General features: G+C 73.6%; 17 protein-coding genes. All 17 read right to left on the bottom strand.

The annotated features are described in order from the left end of the window. Positions 1-7 precede the first annotated feature (7 nt). Complete coding sequence (gene ffh, locus PO879_RS06230; RefSeq protein ID WP_278237051.1) at positions 8-1,642, bottom strand: signal recognition particle protein; 1,635 nt, start codon at positions 1,640-1,642, stop codon at positions 8-10. A gap of 55 nt (positions 1,643-1,697) precedes the next feature. After that, complete coding sequence (locus tag PO879_RS06225; protein WP_278237050.1) at positions 1,698-3,560, bottom strand: HD domain-containing protein; 1,863 nt, start codon at positions 3,558-3,560, stop codon at positions 1,698-1,700. 5 nt (positions 3,561-3,565) lie between these two features. Then, on the bottom strand, positions 3,566-3,904 hold the full coding sequence (locus tag PO879_RS06220) for a P-II family nitrogen regulator (RefSeq protein ID WP_278237049.1): 339 nt from the start codon (positions 3,902-3,904) through the stop codon (positions 3,566-3,568). Further along, on the bottom strand, positions 3,901-5,187 hold the full coding sequence (locus tag PO879_RS06215; RefSeq protein ID WP_278237048.1) for an ammonium transporter: 1,287 nt from the start codon (positions 5,185-5,187) through the stop codon (positions 3,901-3,903). Before PO879_RS06215 ends, PO879_RS06220 begins: the two co-directional genes overlap by 4 nt. A gap of 194 nt (positions 5,188-5,381) precedes the next feature. Continuing rightward, positions 5,382-6,530: a signal recognition particle-docking protein FtsY gene (ftsY, locus tag PO879_RS06210; RefSeq protein WP_278237047.1), complete on the bottom strand. Its 1,149-nt coding sequence runs from the start codon at positions 6,528-6,530 to the stop codon at positions 5,382-5,384. 39 nt (positions 6,531-6,569) lie between these two features. Continuing rightward, positions 6,570-6,899, bottom strand: a complete 330-nt coding sequence (locus PO879_RS06205; protein ID WP_278237046.1) for a hypothetical protein — start codon at positions 6,897-6,899, stop codon at positions 6,570-6,572. Positions 6,900-6,909: 10 nt separating this feature from the next. Then, positions 6,910-10,476: a chromosome segregation protein SMC gene (gene smc / locus PO879_RS06200; protein WP_278237045.1), complete on the bottom strand. Its 3,567-nt coding sequence runs from the start codon at positions 10,474-10,476 to the stop codon at positions 6,910-6,912. A 147-nt stretch (positions 10,477-10,623) separates the two neighbouring features. Beyond that, positions 10,624-11,064, bottom strand: a complete 441-nt coding sequence (gene ndk / locus PO879_RS06195; RefSeq protein WP_278237044.1) for a nucleoside-diphosphate kinase — start codon at positions 11,062-11,064, stop codon at positions 10,624-10,626. Between the two features lie 52 nt (positions 11,065-11,116). Then, positions 11,117-11,563 carry a DUF4233 domain-containing protein gene (locus tag PO879_RS06190; protein WP_278237043.1) on the bottom strand — a complete coding sequence of 149 codons (447 nt, stop codon included), beginning with the start codon at positions 11,561-11,563 and terminating at the stop codon, positions 11,117-11,119. Then, complete coding sequence (locus PO879_RS06185) at positions 11,560-13,263, bottom strand: MDR family MFS transporter (RefSeq protein WP_278237042.1); 1,704 nt, start codon at positions 13,261-13,263, stop codon at positions 11,560-11,562. Before PO879_RS06185 ends, PO879_RS06190 begins: the two co-directional genes overlap by 4 nt. A gap of 52 nt (positions 13,264-13,315) precedes the next feature. Then, positions 13,316-13,921, bottom strand: a complete 606-nt coding sequence (locus tag PO879_RS06180; RefSeq protein ID WP_278237041.1) for a TetR/AcrR family transcriptional regulator — start codon at positions 13,919-13,921, stop codon at positions 13,316-13,318. Between the two features lie 58 nt (positions 13,922-13,979). Beyond that, a complete protein-coding gene (dhaM, locus tag PO879_RS06175) occupies positions 13,980-14,741 on the bottom strand; it encodes a dihydroxyacetone kinase phosphoryl donor subunit DhaM (protein ID WP_278237040.1) in 762 nt (253 codons plus the stop codon). Further along, the gene (gene dhaL / locus PO879_RS06170; protein WP_278237468.1) at positions 14,738-15,343 is read right to left on the bottom strand and encodes a dihydroxyacetone kinase subunit DhaL; all 606 of its coding nucleotides are present in this window, start codon (positions 15,341-15,343) and stop codon (positions 14,738-14,740) included. Before dhaL ends, dhaM begins: the two co-directional genes overlap by 4 nt. 32 nt (positions 15,344-15,375) lie before the next feature. Continuing rightward, a complete protein-coding gene (dhaK, locus tag PO879_RS06165) occupies positions 15,376-16,371 on the bottom strand; it encodes a dihydroxyacetone kinase subunit DhaK (RefSeq protein ID WP_278237039.1) in 996 nt (331 codons plus the stop codon). An 87-nt stretch (positions 16,372-16,458) separates the two neighbouring features. Next, positions 16,459-17,244 carry an ATP-binding cassette domain-containing protein gene (locus PO879_RS06160; RefSeq protein WP_278237038.1) on the bottom strand — a complete coding sequence of 262 codons (786 nt, stop codon included), beginning with the start codon at positions 17,242-17,244 and terminating at the stop codon, positions 16,459-16,461. Continuing rightward, complete coding sequence (locus PO879_RS06155; RefSeq protein ID WP_278237037.1) at positions 17,241-18,287, bottom strand: iron chelate uptake ABC transporter family permease subunit; 1,047 nt, start codon at positions 18,285-18,287, stop codon at positions 17,241-17,243. The genes PO879_RS06160 and PO879_RS06155 overlap by 4 nt, the downstream gene beginning before the upstream one ends. Next, positions 18,277-19,281, bottom strand: coding sequence for an iron chelate uptake ABC transporter family permease subunit (locus PO879_RS06150; RefSeq protein WP_278237036.1), 1,005 nt, complete (start codon positions 19,279-19,281; stop codon positions 18,277-18,279). Before PO879_RS06150 ends, PO879_RS06155 begins: the two co-directional genes overlap by 11 nt. Position 19,282: the final 1 nt, after the last annotated feature.

Below are 19,282 nucleotides of genomic sequence, written 5' to 3'. Positions count from 1 at the left end.
ACTCCGGTCAGCGTCCGCCACCCAGGAGCTTGCTGACGTCCGACGGCAGCTCGAGGTTCTCCACGTCCTGGGCCTCGGACTGGTCGCCACCGATGCCGAACGCGGACCCGGACGCGGCCGGCTTCTTGCCGCCCCCGCCGAGCGCCCGCTGCATGGCCTCGCGCTCCTGCTGCGCCCGCTTGGCGGGGTTGCCGGACTTGCCCTTGACCTTCTTCTTGGGGGCCTGCTTGCCCCGGGACTTCTTGCCGCCGCCCGGCATGCCCGGCATCCCGGGCATCCCCGGCATGCCACCGGGGCCACCGCCCGGCATACCGCCGCCCGAGGACATCTGGCGCATCATCTTCTGCGCCTGGGCGAAGCGGTCCAGCAGGCCGTTGACCGCCGCCGTCGTCTGCCCCGCACCGCGGGCGATGCGCGCCCGGCGCGAGCCGTTGATGATCTTGGGGTTGTCCCGCTCGGCGGGCGTCATCGACTGGATCAGCGCCTGGACACGGTCGACCTCGCGCTCGTCGAAGTTCTCGATCTGCTCGCGCATCTGGGCCATGCCGGGCATCATCCCGAGCATCTTCTTCATCGACCCGAGCTTCTTCATCTGCTGCATCTGCACCAGGAAGTCGCTGAGCGTGAAGTCCTCGCCGCCGGCCACCTTGGCGGCCATCTTCTCGGCCTCTTCGGCGTCGAACGCCTTCTCGGCCTGCTCGATGAGGGTGAGCACGTCACCCATGTCGAGGATGCGCGAGGCCATGCGGTCCGGGTGGAAGACCTCGAAGTCGGTGAGCTTCTCACCGGTCGAGGCGAACATGATCGGACGGCCCGTGACCTTCGCGACGGAGAGCGCCGCGCCACCGCGGGCGTCGCCGTCGAGCTTGGACAGGACGACACCGGTGAAGTCGACACCCTCGGCGAACGCGCTGGCCGTGCTGACGGCGTCCTGGCCGATCATCGCGTCGATGACGAACAGGACCTCGTCCGGGTCGATCGCCGTGCGGATGTCCGCGGCCTGCTGCATGAGCACCTGGTCGATGCCCAGCCGGCCCGCGGTGTCGACGATGACCACGTCGTGCTGCTTGGCGCGCGCCTCGCCGACGCCGTCGCGCGCGACCCCGACCGGGTCGCCGATGACGGCGTCGGTGTCCTCGGCGGAGGTGTTGCCCGGGTGCGGCGCGAAGACCGGCACCCCGGCCCGCTGGGCGACCACCGAGAGCTGGGTCACGGCGTTGGGCCGCTGCAGGTCGGCGGCGACCAGCAGCGGGGTGTGCCCCTGCTCCTTGAGCGCCAGCGCCAGCTTGCCGGCCAGCGTCGTCTTCCCGGCGCCCTGCAGACCGGCCAGCATGATGACCGTCGGCGGGTTCTTGGCCAGCGACAGCGGGCGGGTCTGCCCGCCGAGGATCTCAACGAGCTCGTCGTTGACGATCTTGACGACCTGCTGGGCAGGGTTCAGCGCGGCCGAGACCTCGGCGCCGAGCGCACGCTCGCGCACGGCGCGCGTGAACTCCCGCACGACGGGGACGGCGACGTCGGCATCGAGCAGCGCGCGCCGGATCTCCCGCACGGTCGCGTCGATGTCCGCCTCGGACAGCCGTCCCCGGCCGCGCAGGTTCTTGAACGTCGCAGCGAGACGGTCCGACAGGGAGTTGAACACCAGGTGGTCCTCTTCACGGGATGGATGAAGTGCGGTCCCCTAGCCTACCGGCCTCCTACCGGCGGGGTTCACCGTCGGTCGGACCGTCGGCCGGGGCGCCCTCCTCGGCCAGGGCGGCACGCGCCAGGTCGGTGAGCTGGTCGACGAGGCTGCCCCGCCAGCCGGTCCAGCCGGCGGGTCCCAGGGAGGTCGCGTCGCACTCGGTGAGCGCCCGCAGCACCTCGAGCAGGTCGGGCCGGTGGTCGACCGCCTCGAGCAGCGCCCGCACGGTCGCCGGGTCCTCGGGGTCGGAGCGCGTGGCGAGACCGGACAGCGTCAGGTGGTGGCGCACCAGCCGTTCGACGTCGGCGGTGAACTCCTCGGAGAAGCCCATGCGCCGCACGATCGGCGGAGCGATCGCCGCGCCCTCGACGGAGTGGTCGCTGCTGGTCGCGCGCCGTCGCTTGCCGATGTCGTGCAGGATCGCGGTGACGAGCAGCAGGTCCGCGGGCAGCAGGCGCGCGGGGACGCCGTCGGCGATCTGCCGCTTGCGCACCGCCGTGGCCAGCGCCGCCGTCTCGACCAGGTGCCGGTCCACCGTGTGGCGGTGGATGGCGGCCCGTTGCGGCTTGTTGCGCACGTCGGCCCACTCGGGGATCCACGTGGTCACCGCGCCGGCCAGGTCGAGCGCCTCCCAGACGTGGATCTGCGCGGGTCCGGAGGCCAGCAGGGTCAACAGGTGGCTGCGCGCCGTCTGGGGCCACGGCTCCGGGATGGGCGGGCACTCGCCCAGCGAGTGCATGGTCACCGGGGAGAGCACGAGCCCCGTGCGCGCGGCCGTCGCGGCGGCGCGCAGCGAGAGCTGGGGGTCCTCGCGCGGCGAGACGTTGACGCCGAGCACGAGCTCGCCGTCGTGCTCGACCAGCCCGTCGCCGACCGAGCGCAGCCGGGGCGGCTGCCGGCGGCCGCGCACCACCATCGGACGCCGGGCCGCGGGCCGCTGCAGGGCCTGGCGCGCACGTCGCACGGTGGAGTCGAGGGCGAAGGAGATCTCCCGGCCGGCGGCCGCCAGGCTCGCCAGCAGCTCGTCCGGGTCGTCGTAGCCGCACCGGGCCGCGACCTCGTCCAGGTCGGCCAGGAGCAGCCGGGTGGCCCGCCGGCCGGTCACGACGTGCAGCGTGTCGCGGACGTCCAGCAGGTGGGCGTAGGCCGAGTCGACCCGTCCGTGGGGCCGGTCGGTGAGCCAGGTCGCGGCGAGCGCCGAGACGACGACGGCGTCCCGGATGCCGCCACGGGCCTCCTTGAGGTCGGGCTCGATGAGGTAGGCCAGGTCCCCGGACCGTTCGGCACGCTCGCGCACGCTGGAGAGCAGCTCGGGCAGCCGGCGGCGGGCGGCGGAGCGCCAGTCGGTGAGGATCCCCGACGCGGCCCGGTGCACGACGACGGCGTCGCCCGCCACGGGGCGCACGTCCAGCCAGCCGACGGCGGCCGGCAGGTCGCGCATGGCGAGCTGGCGGGTCTGGTTCAACGAACGCACCGCGTGGTCGATGTCGACGCCCGAGTCCCACAGCGGGTACCAGAGGCGCTCGGCGACCTGGGCGAGCTCGTCGGGCTTGTGCGTGCGCCCGTCGTGCACGAGCACGAGGTCCAGGTCGGACAGCGGACCCAGCTCCCCGCGGCCCAGGGAGCCGACGGCGGCCAGCGCCAGCCCCGCGGGGTCGACGTCGGCGGTGGCCTCGGCGTACAGGACGCCGAGGCGGTCGGTGACGAGCTGCTGGAGCATGGCGCGACGCGCGACGCCCGAGCGTCCCGGTCCGGTGAGGTCCCGGGCGGTGGTGAGCAGGTCTTCGCGGAGCCCGACGACAGGGCCCCGCACCCCGGTGGTGGGGTGCGGGGCCTGCTGCGCGGGGCCGCCGCCCGGGATCGGGTGGTCGGCCATCGGCGTCAGAGAGCGGAGTCGCCGTGCTCGCCGGTGCGGACCCGGGCGATGTCGTCGACGGGGACCGTCCAGACCTTGCCGTCACCGATCTTGCCGGTCTGCGCCGCGTTGACCACGACGTCGACGATCGAGGCGGCGTCCTCGTCCCCGACGAGGATCTCGATCCGGACCTTGGGGACCAGGTCCACGGTGTACTCGGCACCGCGGTAGACCTCGGTGTGGCCCTTCTGCCGGCCGTAGCCGCTGGCCTCGCTGACGGTCATACCCCGGACCCCCGAGGCCTCGAGCGCCGACTTCACGTCGTCGAGACGGTGGGGCTGGATGACTCCGGTGACGAGCTTCATGAACGGACCTCCTTGATGACAGAACCCTGAGCGATGGTCTCGTACGCCGTCTCGGAGTGCACGGCGAGGTCGATACCGCTGACCTCGGCCTCCTCGGAGATCCGCCAGCCCATCGTGGCCTTCAGCACCAGGCCGATGACCAGGGTGACGACGCCGGCGAAGATCATCGCGACGAGGGCGATGACCGCCTGGACGCCGAGCTGGGCGAAGTCGCCGCCGTAGAAGAGGCCCGTGCTGGTGGCGAAGAAGCCGAGGGACAGCGTGCCCCACAGGCCGGCCACGAGGTGGATGCCGACGACGTCGAGCGAGTCGTCGTAGCCGAACTTGAACTTCAGGCCCACCGCGAAGGCGGACAGCGCACCGGCGATCAGACCGACGAAGATCGCGCCGACCGGCGAGACGTCGCCCGCGGCCGGGGTGATGGCGACCAGACCGGCGACGACGCCCGAGGCGGCACCGAGCGAGGTGGCCGAGCCGTCGCGCAGCTTCTCCGTGACGAGCCAGCCGATGATGGCCGCGGCGGTCGCGGTGGTGGTGTTGACCCAGGCCAGACCCGCGGCGCCGTCGGCACCGTAGGCGGAACCGGCGTTGAAGCCGAACCAGCCGAACCACAGCAGGGCGGCGCCCAGCATGACGAACGGCAGGTTGTGCGGGCGCATCGGCTCGGAGCCGAAGCCCTTGCGCTTGCCGACGATCAGGGCCAGCACGAGCGCGGCGATACCGGCGTTGATGTGCACCACGGTGCCACCGGCGAAGTCGATCGGTGCGGCGTCGCCGAAGACGAACGGGCCGGCGTCGGACAGCAGGCCGCCGCCCCAGACCATGTGCGACAGCGGGAAGTACGACAGCGTGGCGAAGAGGCCCGCGAAGACCATCCACGTGCCGAACTTGACGCGGTCGGCGATCGCACCCGAGACGAGCGCGACGGTGATGATCGCGAACGTCGCCTGGAAGCCGACGTCGACGACGACGGGCAGGCCCTCGCCGACGAACTCACCGGCGTCGTCCATGATCGCGCCGCCGCCGAGGCCGAACTGCTCGAACGGGTTGGCGAAGAGCGAGTAGCCCTCCGGCCCCACGCCCGTGGCGTAGGACATCGACCAGCCCCACAGGACATAGATGACACCGACGACCGCCATGGCGCCGAACGACATCATCATCATGTTCAGGACGGACTTGCCGCGAACCATGCCTCCGTAGAACAACGCCAGACCAGGCGTCATCAGGAGCACGAGGGATGCTGACGTCAGCATCCATGCGGTCACTCCGGTATCCAGCTCCATCGTGTGTTACTCCCCTCGCCAGCCCGTGTGGCCGGTCGGTGACCACCGTGGCGGCGCCGGGTTTCCCCTGGACTGTCCTGGTGTTACGTCCGTGTGACGAACGCCCTGCGGGGGTAAACATCGAGTTTCTGTCCGGACTGCGAGACACCCAGGGGGGTGTCGTGACCTTCCCGTGACCTCGCGGAGGCCGTCGGTCAGCCCCCGAGGATCCCGTCCACGAAGTCCTCCGCGTCGAAGGGGGCGAGGTCGTCGGGCCCCTCGCCGAGGCCCACGAGCTTGACCGGCACGCCGAGCTCGCGCTGGACCGCCACGACGATCCCGCCCTTGGCCGTGCCGTCCAGCTTCGTGAGCACGATGCCCGTCACCCCCGCGACCTCGGAGAAGACCTTCGCCTGCTGCATGCCGTTCTGCCCCGTCGTGGCGTCCAGCACGAGCAGGACCTCGGACAGCGGCGCCTCGCGCGTGATGACGCGGGAGATCTTGCCGAGCTCGTCCATGAGCCCCGCCTTGTTCTGCAGCCGGCCGGCGGTGTCCACGACCACCACGTCCGTGTCGTTCGCCGCGCCGGTGCGCACCGCGTCGAAGGCGACGGCGGCCGGGTCGGCGCCGTCCCGGTCGGACCGGACGGTCTCGACGCCCACGCGCGAGCCCCAGGTCTGCAGCTGGTCGGCCGCGGCGGCGCGGAACGTGTCGGCCGCACCCAGCACGACGGACCTGTCCTCCGCCACCAGCACGCGGGCCAGCTTGCCCACCGTCGTGGTCTTGCCCGTGCCGTTGACGCCGACCACGAGCAGGACCGCCGGCTTCGTCTCGCCGTCGACCACGGGACGGTCCAGCGCGAGCGAGCGGTCGAGGGTGGGGTCGACGACCTTGAGCAGCTCGTCGCGCAGCAGGTCGCGCACCGCCGACGGCTCGCGCACCCCCAGCACGCGCACCCGGGTCCGCAGCGACTCCAGCAGCTCCTCGGCGGGACCGGTGCCGAGGTCGGCCAGCAGCAGGGTCTCCTCGATCTCGTCCCAGTCGTCCTCGGTGAGCTGGTCGCGCGAGAGCATCGTCAGCAGCCGGGCGCCCAGCGGCGACCCGGAGCGTGCGAGCCGGTCGCGCAGGCGCACCATCCGGCCGGCGGCCGGCTCCGGGCGCTCGAGGACCGCCGTCGCGGTGCCGGTCCCCTGGTCGGCGGCACCCGCGTCGGCGGGCTCGTCCTCGACGTCGGACGGAGGCGGCGCGAGCGTGGTCCCGTCGTCGGACCGGCCCCGACGCAGGCGCGGGACGACGAGAGCGGAGCCGAGCCCCACGACCAGGACGACACCGAGAAGGATGTAGAGCCACAGAAAGTCAGTCACGGTCCCTCAGTCTCCCAGACCGCGGGACCGACGGCGGGCTCAGCGCGGCGACGCCCCGCCGTCCGACGCCGCTCCCGGCGCCTGCCCGTGCGGGCGCACCCGGCCCTGCGCGCGCTGCAGCGCACCCGAGAGCTCGTCGGCGTCGACGTAGCCCGGGGCCGACTCGAGGTTGGCGGCGAAGAAGTCGTCCATGTCGGTGTCCACCGGCCGGGACGTGCCGCCCCGGCGCCTCAGGCCGGCCCGGAAGTCGCGGACGAACCCGCGCAGGCCCTCGCCCTCGTCGTCGCCGCGGTCCATCACGCTCGCGACGAGGAACACCGCTGCGCACAGCAGCAGCGAGACGCCGAACCAGACGATGAACGTGACCACGGCAGCATTCTCACCCCGTCTCGGCGGTTTCGCTCAGCCGCTGGGAGATGACCGTCGTCACACCGTCGCCGCGCATGGTCACGCCGTACAGGGCGTCGGCGATCTCCATGGTGCGCTTCTGGTGGGTGATGACGATGAGCTGGGAGTCGTCGCGCAGCTCGCGGAAGATCTCCAGCAGGCGGCCCAGGTTGACGTCGTCCAGGGCGGCCTCGACCTCGTCCATCACGTAGAACGGGCTCGGGCGCGCCTTGAAGATCGAGACCAGGAACGCGACCGCCGTGAGCGACCGCTCGCCCCCGGACAGCAGCGACAGGCGCTTGACCTTCTTGCCCGCCGGCCGGGCCTCGATCTCGAGACCGGTCGTCAGCAGGTCGCTCGGGTCGGTGAGCACCAGGCGCCCCTCGCCCCCGGGGAACAGCCGGGAGAACACGCCCTCGAACTGCTCGGCCGTGTCCCGGAACGCCTCGGCGAACACCTGCTGCACGCGGTCGTCGATGTCGGCGACGATCTGGAGCAGGTCCTCGCGCGACTTCTTCAGGTCCGCGAGCTGGTCGGCGAGGAACTGGTGCCGCTCCTCCAGGGCCGCGAACTCCTCCAGCGCGAGGGGGTTGACGGTCCCGATGCGCTTGAGGGCGCGCTCCGCCGACGCCAGCCGCTTCTCCTGCTCGGCGCGCACGTACGGGACGGGGTCCGGGTCCGGGTCGTCCTCGGCGGCGTCCGCCGGCCGGGCCACCGGCACCGGGTGGTGCGGACCGAACTCCTCGACGAGCACCTCGGGGTCCGTGCCGAGCTCGTCGACGGCGCGGGTCCGCAGCTGCTCCAGACGCGCGAGCTGCTGGGCGCGGGCCACCTCGTCCCGGTGGGCCACGTCCGTCAGGTCCCGCAGCTCGCCGGTCAGCCGGTCGACGTCGGTGCGCACGTCGTCGACCTCGCGCCGCTGGCGGTCCCGGTCCGCCCGCGCGCGGGCCTGCTCGTCACGGGCACGCTCGATCGACCGCGAGATCGCGCCGAGCGCCGTGGCCACGTCCTCGCGCACCTCCGCCGCACGGTGCGCCTGGGCGGCCCGCCGACGGGCGCGGGCGGCCGCCTCCTCACGGGCGCGGCGCTCCTGCTCGGCCGCGTGCGCCAGCGCCTGGGCCCGGCCGGTCACGGCGCGGGCCCGCTCCTCGGCGGTCCGCAGCGCGAGGCGGGTCTCGGTCTCGGCCTGACGAGCGGTCGTCGCCGCCTGCTGCGCGGCGTCCCGGTCCGCCGTCGCGGCCTCGACGTCCTCCTCGGAACGCGCCGGTTCCGCCTCGGCGACCTCGAGCCGGCGCTGCAGGTCGACCAGCTCCTCCTCGGCGGTCCGCCGGCGCTCCGTCGCATCCTCCATCGTCGCGCGGTGACGCTCGGCCTCCGTCTGGGCCGCACGGCGGGCGGCGCCGAGGGTGCCGAGCTGCTCGGCCACCGCCGCCAGCGCGGCGTCGGACTCGTGCAGGCGCTCCAGGGTCTCGTCGTGCCGCTGCTGGGCGGCTTCGCGGGCCCGGCGGGCGTCGGTCAGCTCGCTCCCCGAGCGCTCGCCGCGACGCTCGGCGTCCTCGAGGCCGGCGCGCGCCTCGTCCAGGGCGCTGGTCAGGTGCAGCACGCTCGGGGCCCCCGCCGACCCGCCCGAGGCGCGGGTCGCGGCGAGCAGGTCGCCCGCCCGGGTGGCGGCGACGACGTCGGCGCGGGCCGCGACGAGGGCGCGCGCCTCGGCCAGGTCCTGCACGACGACGACGTCGGCCAGCAGCGAGCGCACCGCCGCGGCGGCCCCTCCCGACGCCGTGACGACGTCGACGGCGGGCCGGGCTCCCCCGGGCAGCTCTCCCAGGTCGCGGGGCGTCCCGGTCGACGAGCCACCGACGACGAGACCCGCGCGGCCGCCGTCGTCGTCCCGCAGCAGCCGCAGGGCGTCCACCGCCGCCTCCAGGCTCTCGACGGCCACGGCGTCGGCCAGCGGCCCGAGGGCGGCGGCGACCGCCTCCTCGTACCCGGGCTCCACGCCGAGCAGCGCCGCGACCGAACCGAGCACGCCCGGCTGGTCGGCGGCGAGCAGCGCGCCGGCCCCGTCCTTGCGGTCGAGGCTCAGCTCGAGCGCCTCGACCCGGGCCGACCAGGTCGCACGGTCCTTCTCGGCGGCGGCGACGAGCTCCTCGAGGCGGGCGACGGCGTCTCGCGCCCCGGCCAGCTCCTCGACGGCGTGCTCGTGGTCGGCGTCCAGCCCCTCCTCGCCGGCCTCGGCCCCGACGGCCTCGGTCTCGAGCGCCGCGAACTCCCGCGCCGCCTCCTGCGCGCGGCGCTCGGCCTCGGCCAGGCCGTCGCGCACCCGCTCGATCTCGGCGTCGGCGGCCTCGACGCGGCTGCGGCAGGTGGACACCTGGCCGGCCAGCCGGGCCAGCCCCTCGCGCCGGTCGGCCGCACCGCGGTGCAGGGTGGCGAGCTCGCGCTCGGCCTGCTGGGCCGCCCGCTCGGCCTCGGCCCGCCTCTCCTCGGCCGTCTCCAGCGCCTCGCGGGCCAGCTCGACCTCCCGGGTCAGCTCCGACTCCGAGACGCGGGCGCGCTCGGCCTGGGCCTCGAGCTCGTCGGGGTCCTGGCCCCGGTGCTCCGGCTCGGCCGCGCCGAGCAGCCGCACGCGTTCGTCGGCCAGGGAGCCCAGGCCGCGCAGCCGCTCGCGCAGCCCGTCCAGGGCGTGCACCGTCTCGGCGGCACGGGCCGCGGCGCGTCCGGTCTCGGCGGCGGCTGCCTCCAGGCCGGTCAGGCGCCGTCGGCTCGCGGCCAGCTCGTCCTCGGTGGCGCGCCGGCGCTCCGCGAGCGCGGCCTCGTCGGCCCGCTCCTGCTCCAGCCGGGCGCCGAGCTGGGCGAGGTCGTCGGCCAGCAGCCGGGCGCGGGCGTCGCGGACCTCGCTCTGGACGGCCCGGGCCTTGCGGGCGGCCTCGGCCTGCTTGCCGAGCGGGCCGAGCTGGCGTCGCAGCTCGGTGGTCAGGTCGGTGAGCCGGGCGAGGTTGCCGGCCATCGCCTCGAGCTTGCGCAGCGCCTTCTCCTTGCGCTTGCGGTGCTTGAGGACCCCCGCGGCCTCCTCGATGAAGCCGCGCCGCTCCTCGGGCGTCGCGCGCAGCACGGCGTCGAGCTGGCCCTGGCCGATGACGACGTGCATCTCGCGGCCGATGCCGGAGTCGCTGAGCAGCTCCTGGACGTCGAGGAGGCGGCAGGCGCTGCCGTTGATGGCGTACTCCGAGCCGCCGCTGCGGAACAGGGTCCGCGAGATCGTCACCTCGGTGTAGTCGATCGGCAGGGCGCCGTCGGTGTTGTCGATGGTCAGGGCGACCTCGGCGCGCCCCAGGGGCGGTCGGCCGGACGTGCCGGCGAAGATGACGTCCTCCATCTTGCCGCCGCGCAGGGACTTGGCGCCCTGCTCCCCCATGACCCACGACAGGGCGTCCACGACGTTGGACTTGCCGGAGCCGTTCGGCCCGACGACGCACGTGATCCCCGGCTCGAAGCTCAGCGTCGTCGCCGAGGCGAACGACTTGAAGCCCCGCAGGGTGAGCGTCTTGAGGTGCACGACGGCGAGCCTATCGGCCCGTACCGGCGAACCCGGGCATCTGGGCCCGGCGTTCCGGCGCCCCGGCACGGCACCGCCGCGGGGAGGAGCTCGGTCGTCGTCCTCCCCGCGGCGGGACGGGTCGCCCCCGGTCCGGGGGCAGGGTCGTCAGCGGCCGGGGAACCAGATCGCGATCTCGCGCTCGGCCGACTCCGGGGAGTCCGACCCGTGCACGAGGTTCTGCTGGACCTTCAGGCCCCAGTCGCGGGCCATGTCGCCGCGGATGGTGCCCGGGGCGGCGACCGTCGGGTCGGTGGCGCCGGCGAGGGAGCGGAAACCGGCGATGACGCCCTGGCCCTCGGCGATCACCGCGAGGGTCGGCCCGGAGAGCATGAACTCCACCAGCGGGGCGTAGAAGGGCTTGCCCTCGTGCTCGGCGTAGTGCGTGGCGAGCTGGTCGGGGGTGGCGTGCTGGAGGTCGACGGCGGCGAGCGTGTAGCCCTTGGCCTCGACGCGCCGCAGGATCTCACCGGTCAGGCCGCGGCGGACGCCGTCGGGCTTGACGAGGATCAGGGTGCGCTCGATGGCAGGCGTGGTCGGTTCGGTCATGGCGCCACCCTATCGGCGCGCGCCGCCGGTCCGGCCCGGCGCGGGGCCGGGATCAGGCGTTGGGCGCCGTGTCCGGGTTCTCGGCGTCGTACGCGGCGCGCTCGGCGTCGATCCGGCCTCCGAGGCGCAGCGCCACGACCCACAGGATCACGAAGATCCCCGCCACGAGGAACATCATCGGCAGCAGCAGCCCGAGGGCCAGGACCGGTACCTGCACCACGGACCCCGCCAGGAAGCCGCCCGGCTTGCCCACGAGGCGCGAGAGCACGATCAGCACGACGAACAGCACGCCGGTGACGGTCCACATCGCCGGCATCGACTCGATGACCAGCGGCCCGCGCTCGTAGGGCGAGTCGCGCAGCCCGTACAGGGCGAGCGCGGCGAACACCACCACGAACGCCTCGAGCTGGAGCATGGTCGCGGCGAACTGCACCTTCGCCGGCTTGCGCGGTGCGATGCGGTCGCCCGGGCGGGGGCGGTCGTCCTTCGTACGGCTCACCGCTCCAGGGTATCCGTTGCCCGGACCCCGGCGGGTCCGTCGTCGTCGGCGTCGGTCCCGTCAGCGGTCGGCCCGTCGCCCGCCCCGGCGGACGGCGCGACGACGGCGGCCCGCGGCGCCGGCAGCTCGCTCTCGTCGGTCACGGCCTCGCCGCGGGCGACCATGCCGGCGACGTCGGAGAGCTTCAGCACGGGAAGGAACAGGGCCAGCACCAGCCCGAACGCCACGAGCGGCACCAGGTACCAGAACGACGGCGCCAGCGAGTCGGCGTAGGCGTCGACGACTCCGGAGCGCACGGGGTCGGGCAGCTGGTGCACGACCTCCGGCGTCAGGCCCGCCTCGGCGTCCGCCGCACCGCCGGGCGCCCCGGCGAACACCTCCGCGAGGTTGTCCGTCAGGCGCGAGGTGAACATCGTGGTGAACAACGCCGACCCGACCGCGGCGCCGATCTCCCGGAAGAAGTTGTTGGCGCTGGTCGCGGTGCCCAGCTCGTGGGGGTCGACGGCGTTCTGCACCGCGAGCACGACGACCTGCATGACCAGCCCCATGCCGGCACCGAGCGTGAAGATCATCGCGCCGAAGGTCCACATCGAGATGTCACCGGTCAGGGTCGTCAGCCAGACCATGGACAGGCCCACCACGATCAGTCCGACGACCGGGAACGCCTTGTACCGGCCGGTCCGCGTGATCGCCAGCCCCGAGCCGATGGAGGTGATCATCATGCCGGCCATCATCGGCAGCATCAGCCAGCCGGACTCGGTGATCCCGGCACCGGTGGACATCTGCAGGAACGTCGGCAGCATGGCCATCGCCGAGAACATCCCCATGCCGAGGACCAGCCCGATGAGCGTGGAGAGCGTGAAGGTGCGGTTTGTGAACAGGCGCAGCGGCAGCAGCGGCTCGGCGGCACGGTTCTCGGCCACGACGAACACCGCGATCGCGGCCAGGGTGCCCACCACGAGCGCACCCAGGCGCCAGTCGGACCAGTCGTAGCCGCCGTCGGCCAGGGACTCCCAGCTGGTCACGAGCACGATGCCCGTGGTCGCCAGGGCCATCGAGACGATGCCGGGCCAGTCGACCGGCCGCGACGAGCGGAACGACGGCAGCCGCAGCGCGAACCAGGCCACGGCGAAGGCCGCCAGACCGATCGGGATGTTGAGCCAGAAGGCCCAGCGCCAGCCCGGACCCTCGGTGAGCCAGCCGCCGAGGAGCGGTCCGAGCACGGCCGAGATCCCGAACAGCGCACCCAGCGGACCCATGTACTTGCCGCGCTCGGAGGCGGGCACGATGTCGGCGATGATCGACTGCGACAGGATCATCAGCCCGCCGCCGCCGAGACCCTGCACGGCACGCCAGAGCACCAGGGCCAGCATCCCGTCGGCCAGGGCCGCCCCGGCCGAGGACACGGTGAACAGCCCGATGGCGACGAGGAACGGCCACCGGCGTCCGTACAGGTCGCCGAACTTGCCGTACAGGGGCATGCCGATCGCGACGGCCAGGATGTAGGCGGTGATGACCCATCCCTGGTGGGCGACCCCGTCGAGCTCGCCGACGATCGTCGGCATCGCCGTGCCGACGATCGTCTGGTCCAGCGAGGCGAGGAACATCGAGGCCAGCAGGGCGCTGAAGATCAGCCAGACGGTGCGCTGCGTCAGGACGACGACCGGCTTCTCCGGCGCGGGTGCGGGGGCGTGAGCCATGGCGAGCCCTTCGGGGACGGGAGTGGGAGGGGGGTCAGAAAGGGCCGGGGGGTCAGGCCCGGGAGAGGGCGCGCAGCGCCGCGACGGCACCGGGCACGTGGTCGGTCAGCTCGCCCGTGCGGCCGGACCGCTCCCAGCGCTCGCCGGTCGCCCGGACGAGCAGGAACACGGTCATCGAGCAGAAGTCCGGGTCGGCCGGGCCAGAGGCATGCTCGGCCCGGCGGGCGAAGAGCGCCGCGATCTCGGTGCGGTGCTTCTCCAGCCACGTGACATGACCGGCCAGCAGCCGGGGCTCGGACTCCATCAGGCCGAAGGCGCGCTCGGCCCGGTCATGCCCGCCGGCCATCGCGGCGACCAGGGCGGTCACGAGCGCCTCGACGTCGTCGAGGAAGTCGCCGGTCGGTCCGCCGGCCACGAAGGTCGCCACGGCCGCGTCGTCGACGTCCAGACCGCGCTGGCCGAGCACGGCGTCGTCCTTGGAGTCGAAGTAGTTGAAGAAGGTCCGCGGGGAGATCCCCGCCGCCTCGGCGATCCCCTCGACGGTGACGGCGTCCAGGCCGCGGTCGAGCACGAGCCGCTGGGCGGCGTCAACGATGGCGTCGGCGCGCGCCTGCTTCTTGCGGGCGCGCAGCCCGGCGGGCGGGTCGGTCGGTGTCACCGTCACATTCTGCAGCCGGTGCAACTTTGCAGTCAATGCAATGTTGTCGTGACCGACCTCACGCCTCGCCGAAACCGCCCTCGATCAGCCCCGACACCAGCGCGACCGCGCCCTGTGCGCCGTCCCCGCGAGCCGTCACGGTCACCCGTTGCCCCGCCGTCGTCCCGAGGGACATCAGGGCGAGCACGCTCGTGGCGTCCGCCCCCTCGATCGTCACCGGCACCCCCAGGTCGGCCGCGGCCCGGGCCACCACCGCCGCCGGCCGCGCGTGCAGCCCGAGCGCGTTGCGGATCTCGACGGTCGCGCTGACCTCGTCCGCGGCGCCCGACGACGGCGCCCCCGGCTCCGGCACCACCTCGCCCTGCGCCCACGTCCCCGCGATCGGCGGGCTGCCGGTCCCGGCGGCCTCCACCACCTGGTAGACCGGTTCCGGCCCGATCGACCGTGCGGCGTCCTCCGCGGCGGCCGCCACCCCGTCCAGGTCCGCACCCTGCTGGGCGCTCACGGCCGCCGCGACGGCACCCTCGACGAAGGGTGCCGAGACCATCCGCACCCGCGGTGGCAGGTCCGGGTCCAGCTCCAGCACCGACTCCACCACGAGCACCGCGGACCCGAGGTCGGCCAGCACGACGACGGAGTCGGTCCGTGCCAGCGCCGCCTCGACCGCCTCCTGCACACGGTCGAGCGAGGTGCCCAGGCCGCCGTCCACGTCGCCCGCCGCGCAGCGCACCACGACGTCCGGGGCCATCTGGGCGGTCAGCTCGGCGAGACCGTCGGCCAGCCGCGGCGAGTGGGAGACGAGCACCAGGGCCACGCTCACCCGGCCACCTCCTCGGCGGCGGTCACCGCCGCTGCCAGCAGCATCGCCGTCGACCGGGCACCCGGGTCCTCGGTGCCGGCGCTGCGCTCGCCCAGGTAGGACGCGCGACCCTTGGTGGCCACCAGCGGGATCGTCGCGACCGCACCGGCCTCGGCGGCCTCGGCCGCGGCGCGGAGCACGTCCAGGACGTCCCCCGACCCCGCCGCCTGCTCGGCCGCCTCGACGGCCGGCTGCCACGCGTCGATCATCGTCTTCTCCCCCACGTGGGCGCGACCGCGGGCCACGATCCCCTCGGTCGCCGCCTCGGCGAGCGAGACCAGGCAGGCCGGGTCGACCGTGGCCCGGTCCACCACCTTCGACGCGCGCAGGAACGCCGTGCCGTACAGCGGGCCCGAGGCCCCACCGACGGTGGACATCAGCGTCGTGGCGACCAGCTTCAGCACCTGCCCGACGGTCTCCGGCGAGCCCGCGTCGTCCAGCTTCGCGACGACGGCGGTGAAGCCGCGGTCCATGTTGCTGCCGTGGTCCCCGTCGCCGATGCGGCGGTCCAGCTCGGTCAGCTCGTCACGACCCGCCTTCAGGTCGCTCGCTGCCTGACGCATCCATCGTTCGGCCCATCCGGCGTCCAGCGAGCTCACCACGTCAGGGCCGGGGTCCGGACCGGCGCGTCCCAGAGCTCGATCAGCTCGTCGTCGAGCACCGCCACGGTCACCGACACCCCCTGCATCTCCAGCGACGTCACATAGCTGCCCACCAGGGAGCGCTCCACCTGCGCCCCGTGGTCGACCAGCATCTGCCGGGCGATCCCGTACACGACGTAGAGCTCGCTCGCGGGCGTGCCACCCATGCCGTTGACGAACAGCAGCACGCGAGCGCCCTCGGCCAGCTCGATGTCGTCCAGGACCGAGTCGACCAGGCGCCGCGTGATGTCGCTCGCGCCGCTCGCCGTCACCCGGTGACGACCGGGCTCGCCGTGGATGCCGATGCCGATCTCGACCTCGTCCTCGCCGAGGTCGAAGCTCGGCTTGCCGACGTGGGGCACCGTGCACGCGGTCAGGGCCACCCCCATGGAGCGCACCGCGGACGCCGCGCGCTCGGCCAGCGCGGTGACCTGCGCGAGCGAGTCGCCCCGGGCCGCCGCGGCACCGGCGACCTTCTCAACGAACAGCGTGCCGGCGACGCCGCGGCGTCCGGCCGTGTACAGCGAGTCCTCGACCGCGACGTCGTCGTTCACCAGCACGCTGGTGGTCTCGACGTCCTCGGCCTCGGCGAGCTCGGCGGCCGTCTCGAAGTTGAGCACGTCGCCGGTGTAGTTCTTGACGATCAGCAGGACGCCGGCTCCGGCGTCGGCGGCCTGCACGGCCGCCAGGACCTGGTCCGGCGTCGGCGAGGTGAACACCTCGCCCGGGACCGCGGCGTCCAGCATGCCGGCCCCGACGAACCCGGCGTGCAGCGGCTCGTGCCCGGAGCCACCGCCGCTGACGACGGCGACCTGGCCGGGCGGCGTCCCACCGGCCCGGACGACGTAGTTCGGCTCGTGGTGCACCGAGACCTGGTCGGCGTGCGCCAGACCGAACCCCCGGAGCGAGTCAGTGACGGCCTGTGACGGGTCGTCGAGCAACTTCTTCATCGCACAACCTCCTCAGCGCGGGTGCCACGGTCCTATCCAACACCCGGGCGGGAGTCGTCGCAGCCCACGGGGACCGTACGGGACCGTTCACGTGTAGTACAACGCGATCGGTCGGCCGTCGATCTCGTGCACGGCCACGTCCATGTCGAAGACCGCACCCAGGACGTCGGGCCGCATGATCTCGGCCGGGGTGCCGTGCGCCGCGACGCGACCGTCCTTCATGGCCACGACGCGGTCCGACCAGGCGGCGGCGAAGTTGATGTCGTGCAGCACCGTCACGACCGTCTTGCCGAGGTCGTCCGCCGCGCGACGGGCCAGCCGCATCATGGCGCGGGCGTGCACCATGTCGAGGTTGTTCAGCGGCTCGTCCAGCAGCACGTAGTCCGTGTCCTGGGCGAGGACCATCGCGACGAAGGCACGCTGGCGCTGCCCGCCCGACATCTCGTCGAGGAACCTCCCCGCGAGCCCCGTGAGGTCGAGGTACTCCAGCGCGGCGTCGACGTGGCGCCGGTCCTCCGCGGTCGTGCGCCCCTTGCTGTGGGGATACCGGCCGAAGGTCACCAGCTCGCGCACCGTCAGGCGCACCGCCAGGTGGTTGTCCTGGCGCAGGACGCCCAGGCGCCGCGCCATCACGTCCCCCGGCGTGCGGGCGATGTCGTCCCCGTCCACGACCACCCGGCCGGCGTCCACGGGCAGCAGGCGCGAGACCATGCCGAGCAGCGTCGACTTGCCGGCCCCGTTGGGGCCGATGATCGAGACCACGCCGCCGGCCGGGAGCTCGAGGCTCACGTCGTCGACGACCACGGTCCGCCCGTAGCGCTTGGTCAGGGCCTCGGCGGCGATGGCGCGCCGCACCTCGGTCGGCGCCGTCATCGCCGCCCCCCGGCGACGAGCAGGGCGATGAACACGATGCCTCCACAGAACTCGATGACGACGGACAGCACGGTCTCCATGCCGAGCAGGTGCTCGAGCACGGTCTGGCCCCCGACCAGGGTCACGACGGACAGCAGCGCCGCCACGGGCAGGGTCAGGGCGTGCCGCTGGGTGCCGAGCAGCACGTAGGCCAGGTTGGCCACCAGCAGGCCGAAGAACGTGATCGGCCCGACCAGCGCGGTGGAGACCGAGACCAGGACGGCGACCACGACCAGCACCAGCAAGGACGTGCGGCGATGGTCCACGCCCAGGGACACGGCCGCGTCGCGCCCCAGGGCGACGACGTCGAGACGGCGGCGCAGGACCCACAGCACGCCGCAGCAGGCCGCGACGACGACGGCGCTGACACCCAGGAGTCGCTCGTCGACCCCGGTGAAGCTGGCGAAGAGCCGCGACTGCAGCACCTGGAACTCGCTCGGGTCCATCATCCGCTGCATCAGCGCGGTGGCCGAGCGCAGCAGCGTGCCGAGCACGACGCCGATGAGCAGCACGAGGTGCAGGGAACGGCGCGCACCGCCGAACAGGCCGAGGAAGAGGGCCAGGGAGGCACCCACCATGAGGGCGACCGCGAGACCGAACTGCTCGACCACCCCGACCGAGGCGAGGGCGTACGAGCCGAGCACGAACACCAGCGTGGTCTGCAGCAGCTGGTACAGGGAGTCGAACCCGAGGATCGACGGGGTCAGGATGCGGTTCGTCGTCAGGGTCTGGAAGACGACCGTCGACGCGGCGACCGCCACCCCGACGACGACCATGGCGGCCACGCGTCGCCCCCGGAAGGGCAGGGTGAACTCCCAGCCCGCGCGCACGTCCACGGTCAGGTACAGGACGGTCACCGCCAGCGCGAGCACGCCGAGCCCGCCCAGCACGCCCAGGGCGCGACGGCGCAGGGCCCGCTCGGTCGGATCGCTCGCGGCGACGGGGGTCCCGGCGTCGGACCGGGCGCCCGGCACCGCGTCGAGCGGATGGGTGTCAACCGACATCGGGGGCCTTCCGCAGCAGCAGCCACAGGAACACGGCCGCGCCGACCACGCCCATGACGACGCCGATCGGGATCTCGTAGGGGTAGCGGACGACGCGGCCGACGACGTCGCACACGAGCACCAGGGCCGCGCCCCCGATGGCGACCCACGGCAGGGAACGACGCAGGTTGTCGCCGCGCAGCAGGCTGACGACGTTCGGCACGACCAGCCCCAGGAACGGCAGCGCACCGACCACCACGACCACGACCGCGCTCGTGACCGCCACGACGCCCAGGCCCAGGGCCATCACGCCGCGGTAGCCGAGGCCGAGGGCGGTGGCGGTGTCCCGCCCGAGCCCGACGACGGTGAACCGGTCGGCGAGGACGTAGACGACGACGGTCAGGGCCCCGACGACCCAGAGCATCTCGTACCGGCCGGCCGTCACGCCGGAGAAGTCTCCCGTCAGCCAGGCGGACAGCGTCTGCATCAGGTCGTACCGGAACGCGATGTACGCCGCCACGGCGCCGATGATGCCGCCGAGCATGAGGCCGACCAGCGGCACGGTGACGACCGACCGGATCGGCACCGCTCGCAGCACGCACAGGAACAGCAGGGTGCCGGCCACCGCGAACACCGCCCCGACGCCGATCTTGCCGGGCAGCGCCAGGCCGGGCGCCCAGATCGTGACGATCAGCAGGCCCAGGGCGGCCGACTCCGAGGTGCCGACGGTGGACGGCTCGACGAACCGGTTGCGCACCAGCATCTGCATCACGACGCCGGCGACGGCGGTGCAGGCACCGGCGAGCAGGATCGCGACGGTGCGCGGCAGCCGCGACACGGTCAGGAGCTGGCGGGCGTGCCCGTCGTCCGCCCACAGCGTGGCCGGCGAGACGTCGCTGACGCCGATGAACACCGAGGCGACGGCCCCGAGGGCCAGCCCGAGCAGCGCCAGGGGGATGCCGAGGACGGCGCCGCGGTGCGACGCCGTCCCGGCGGGTGCGGTCGTGGCGCCCATG

The organism is Isoptericola sp. AK164 (assembly GCF_029643425.1).
Classification (GTDB): Bacteria; Actinomycetota; Actinomycetes; order Actinomycetales; family Cellulomonadaceae; genus Isoptericola; species Isoptericola haloaureus.
Note: the sequence above shows the minus strand (reverse complement) of the source record. Positions and strands in the feature narration are given on the sequence as shown.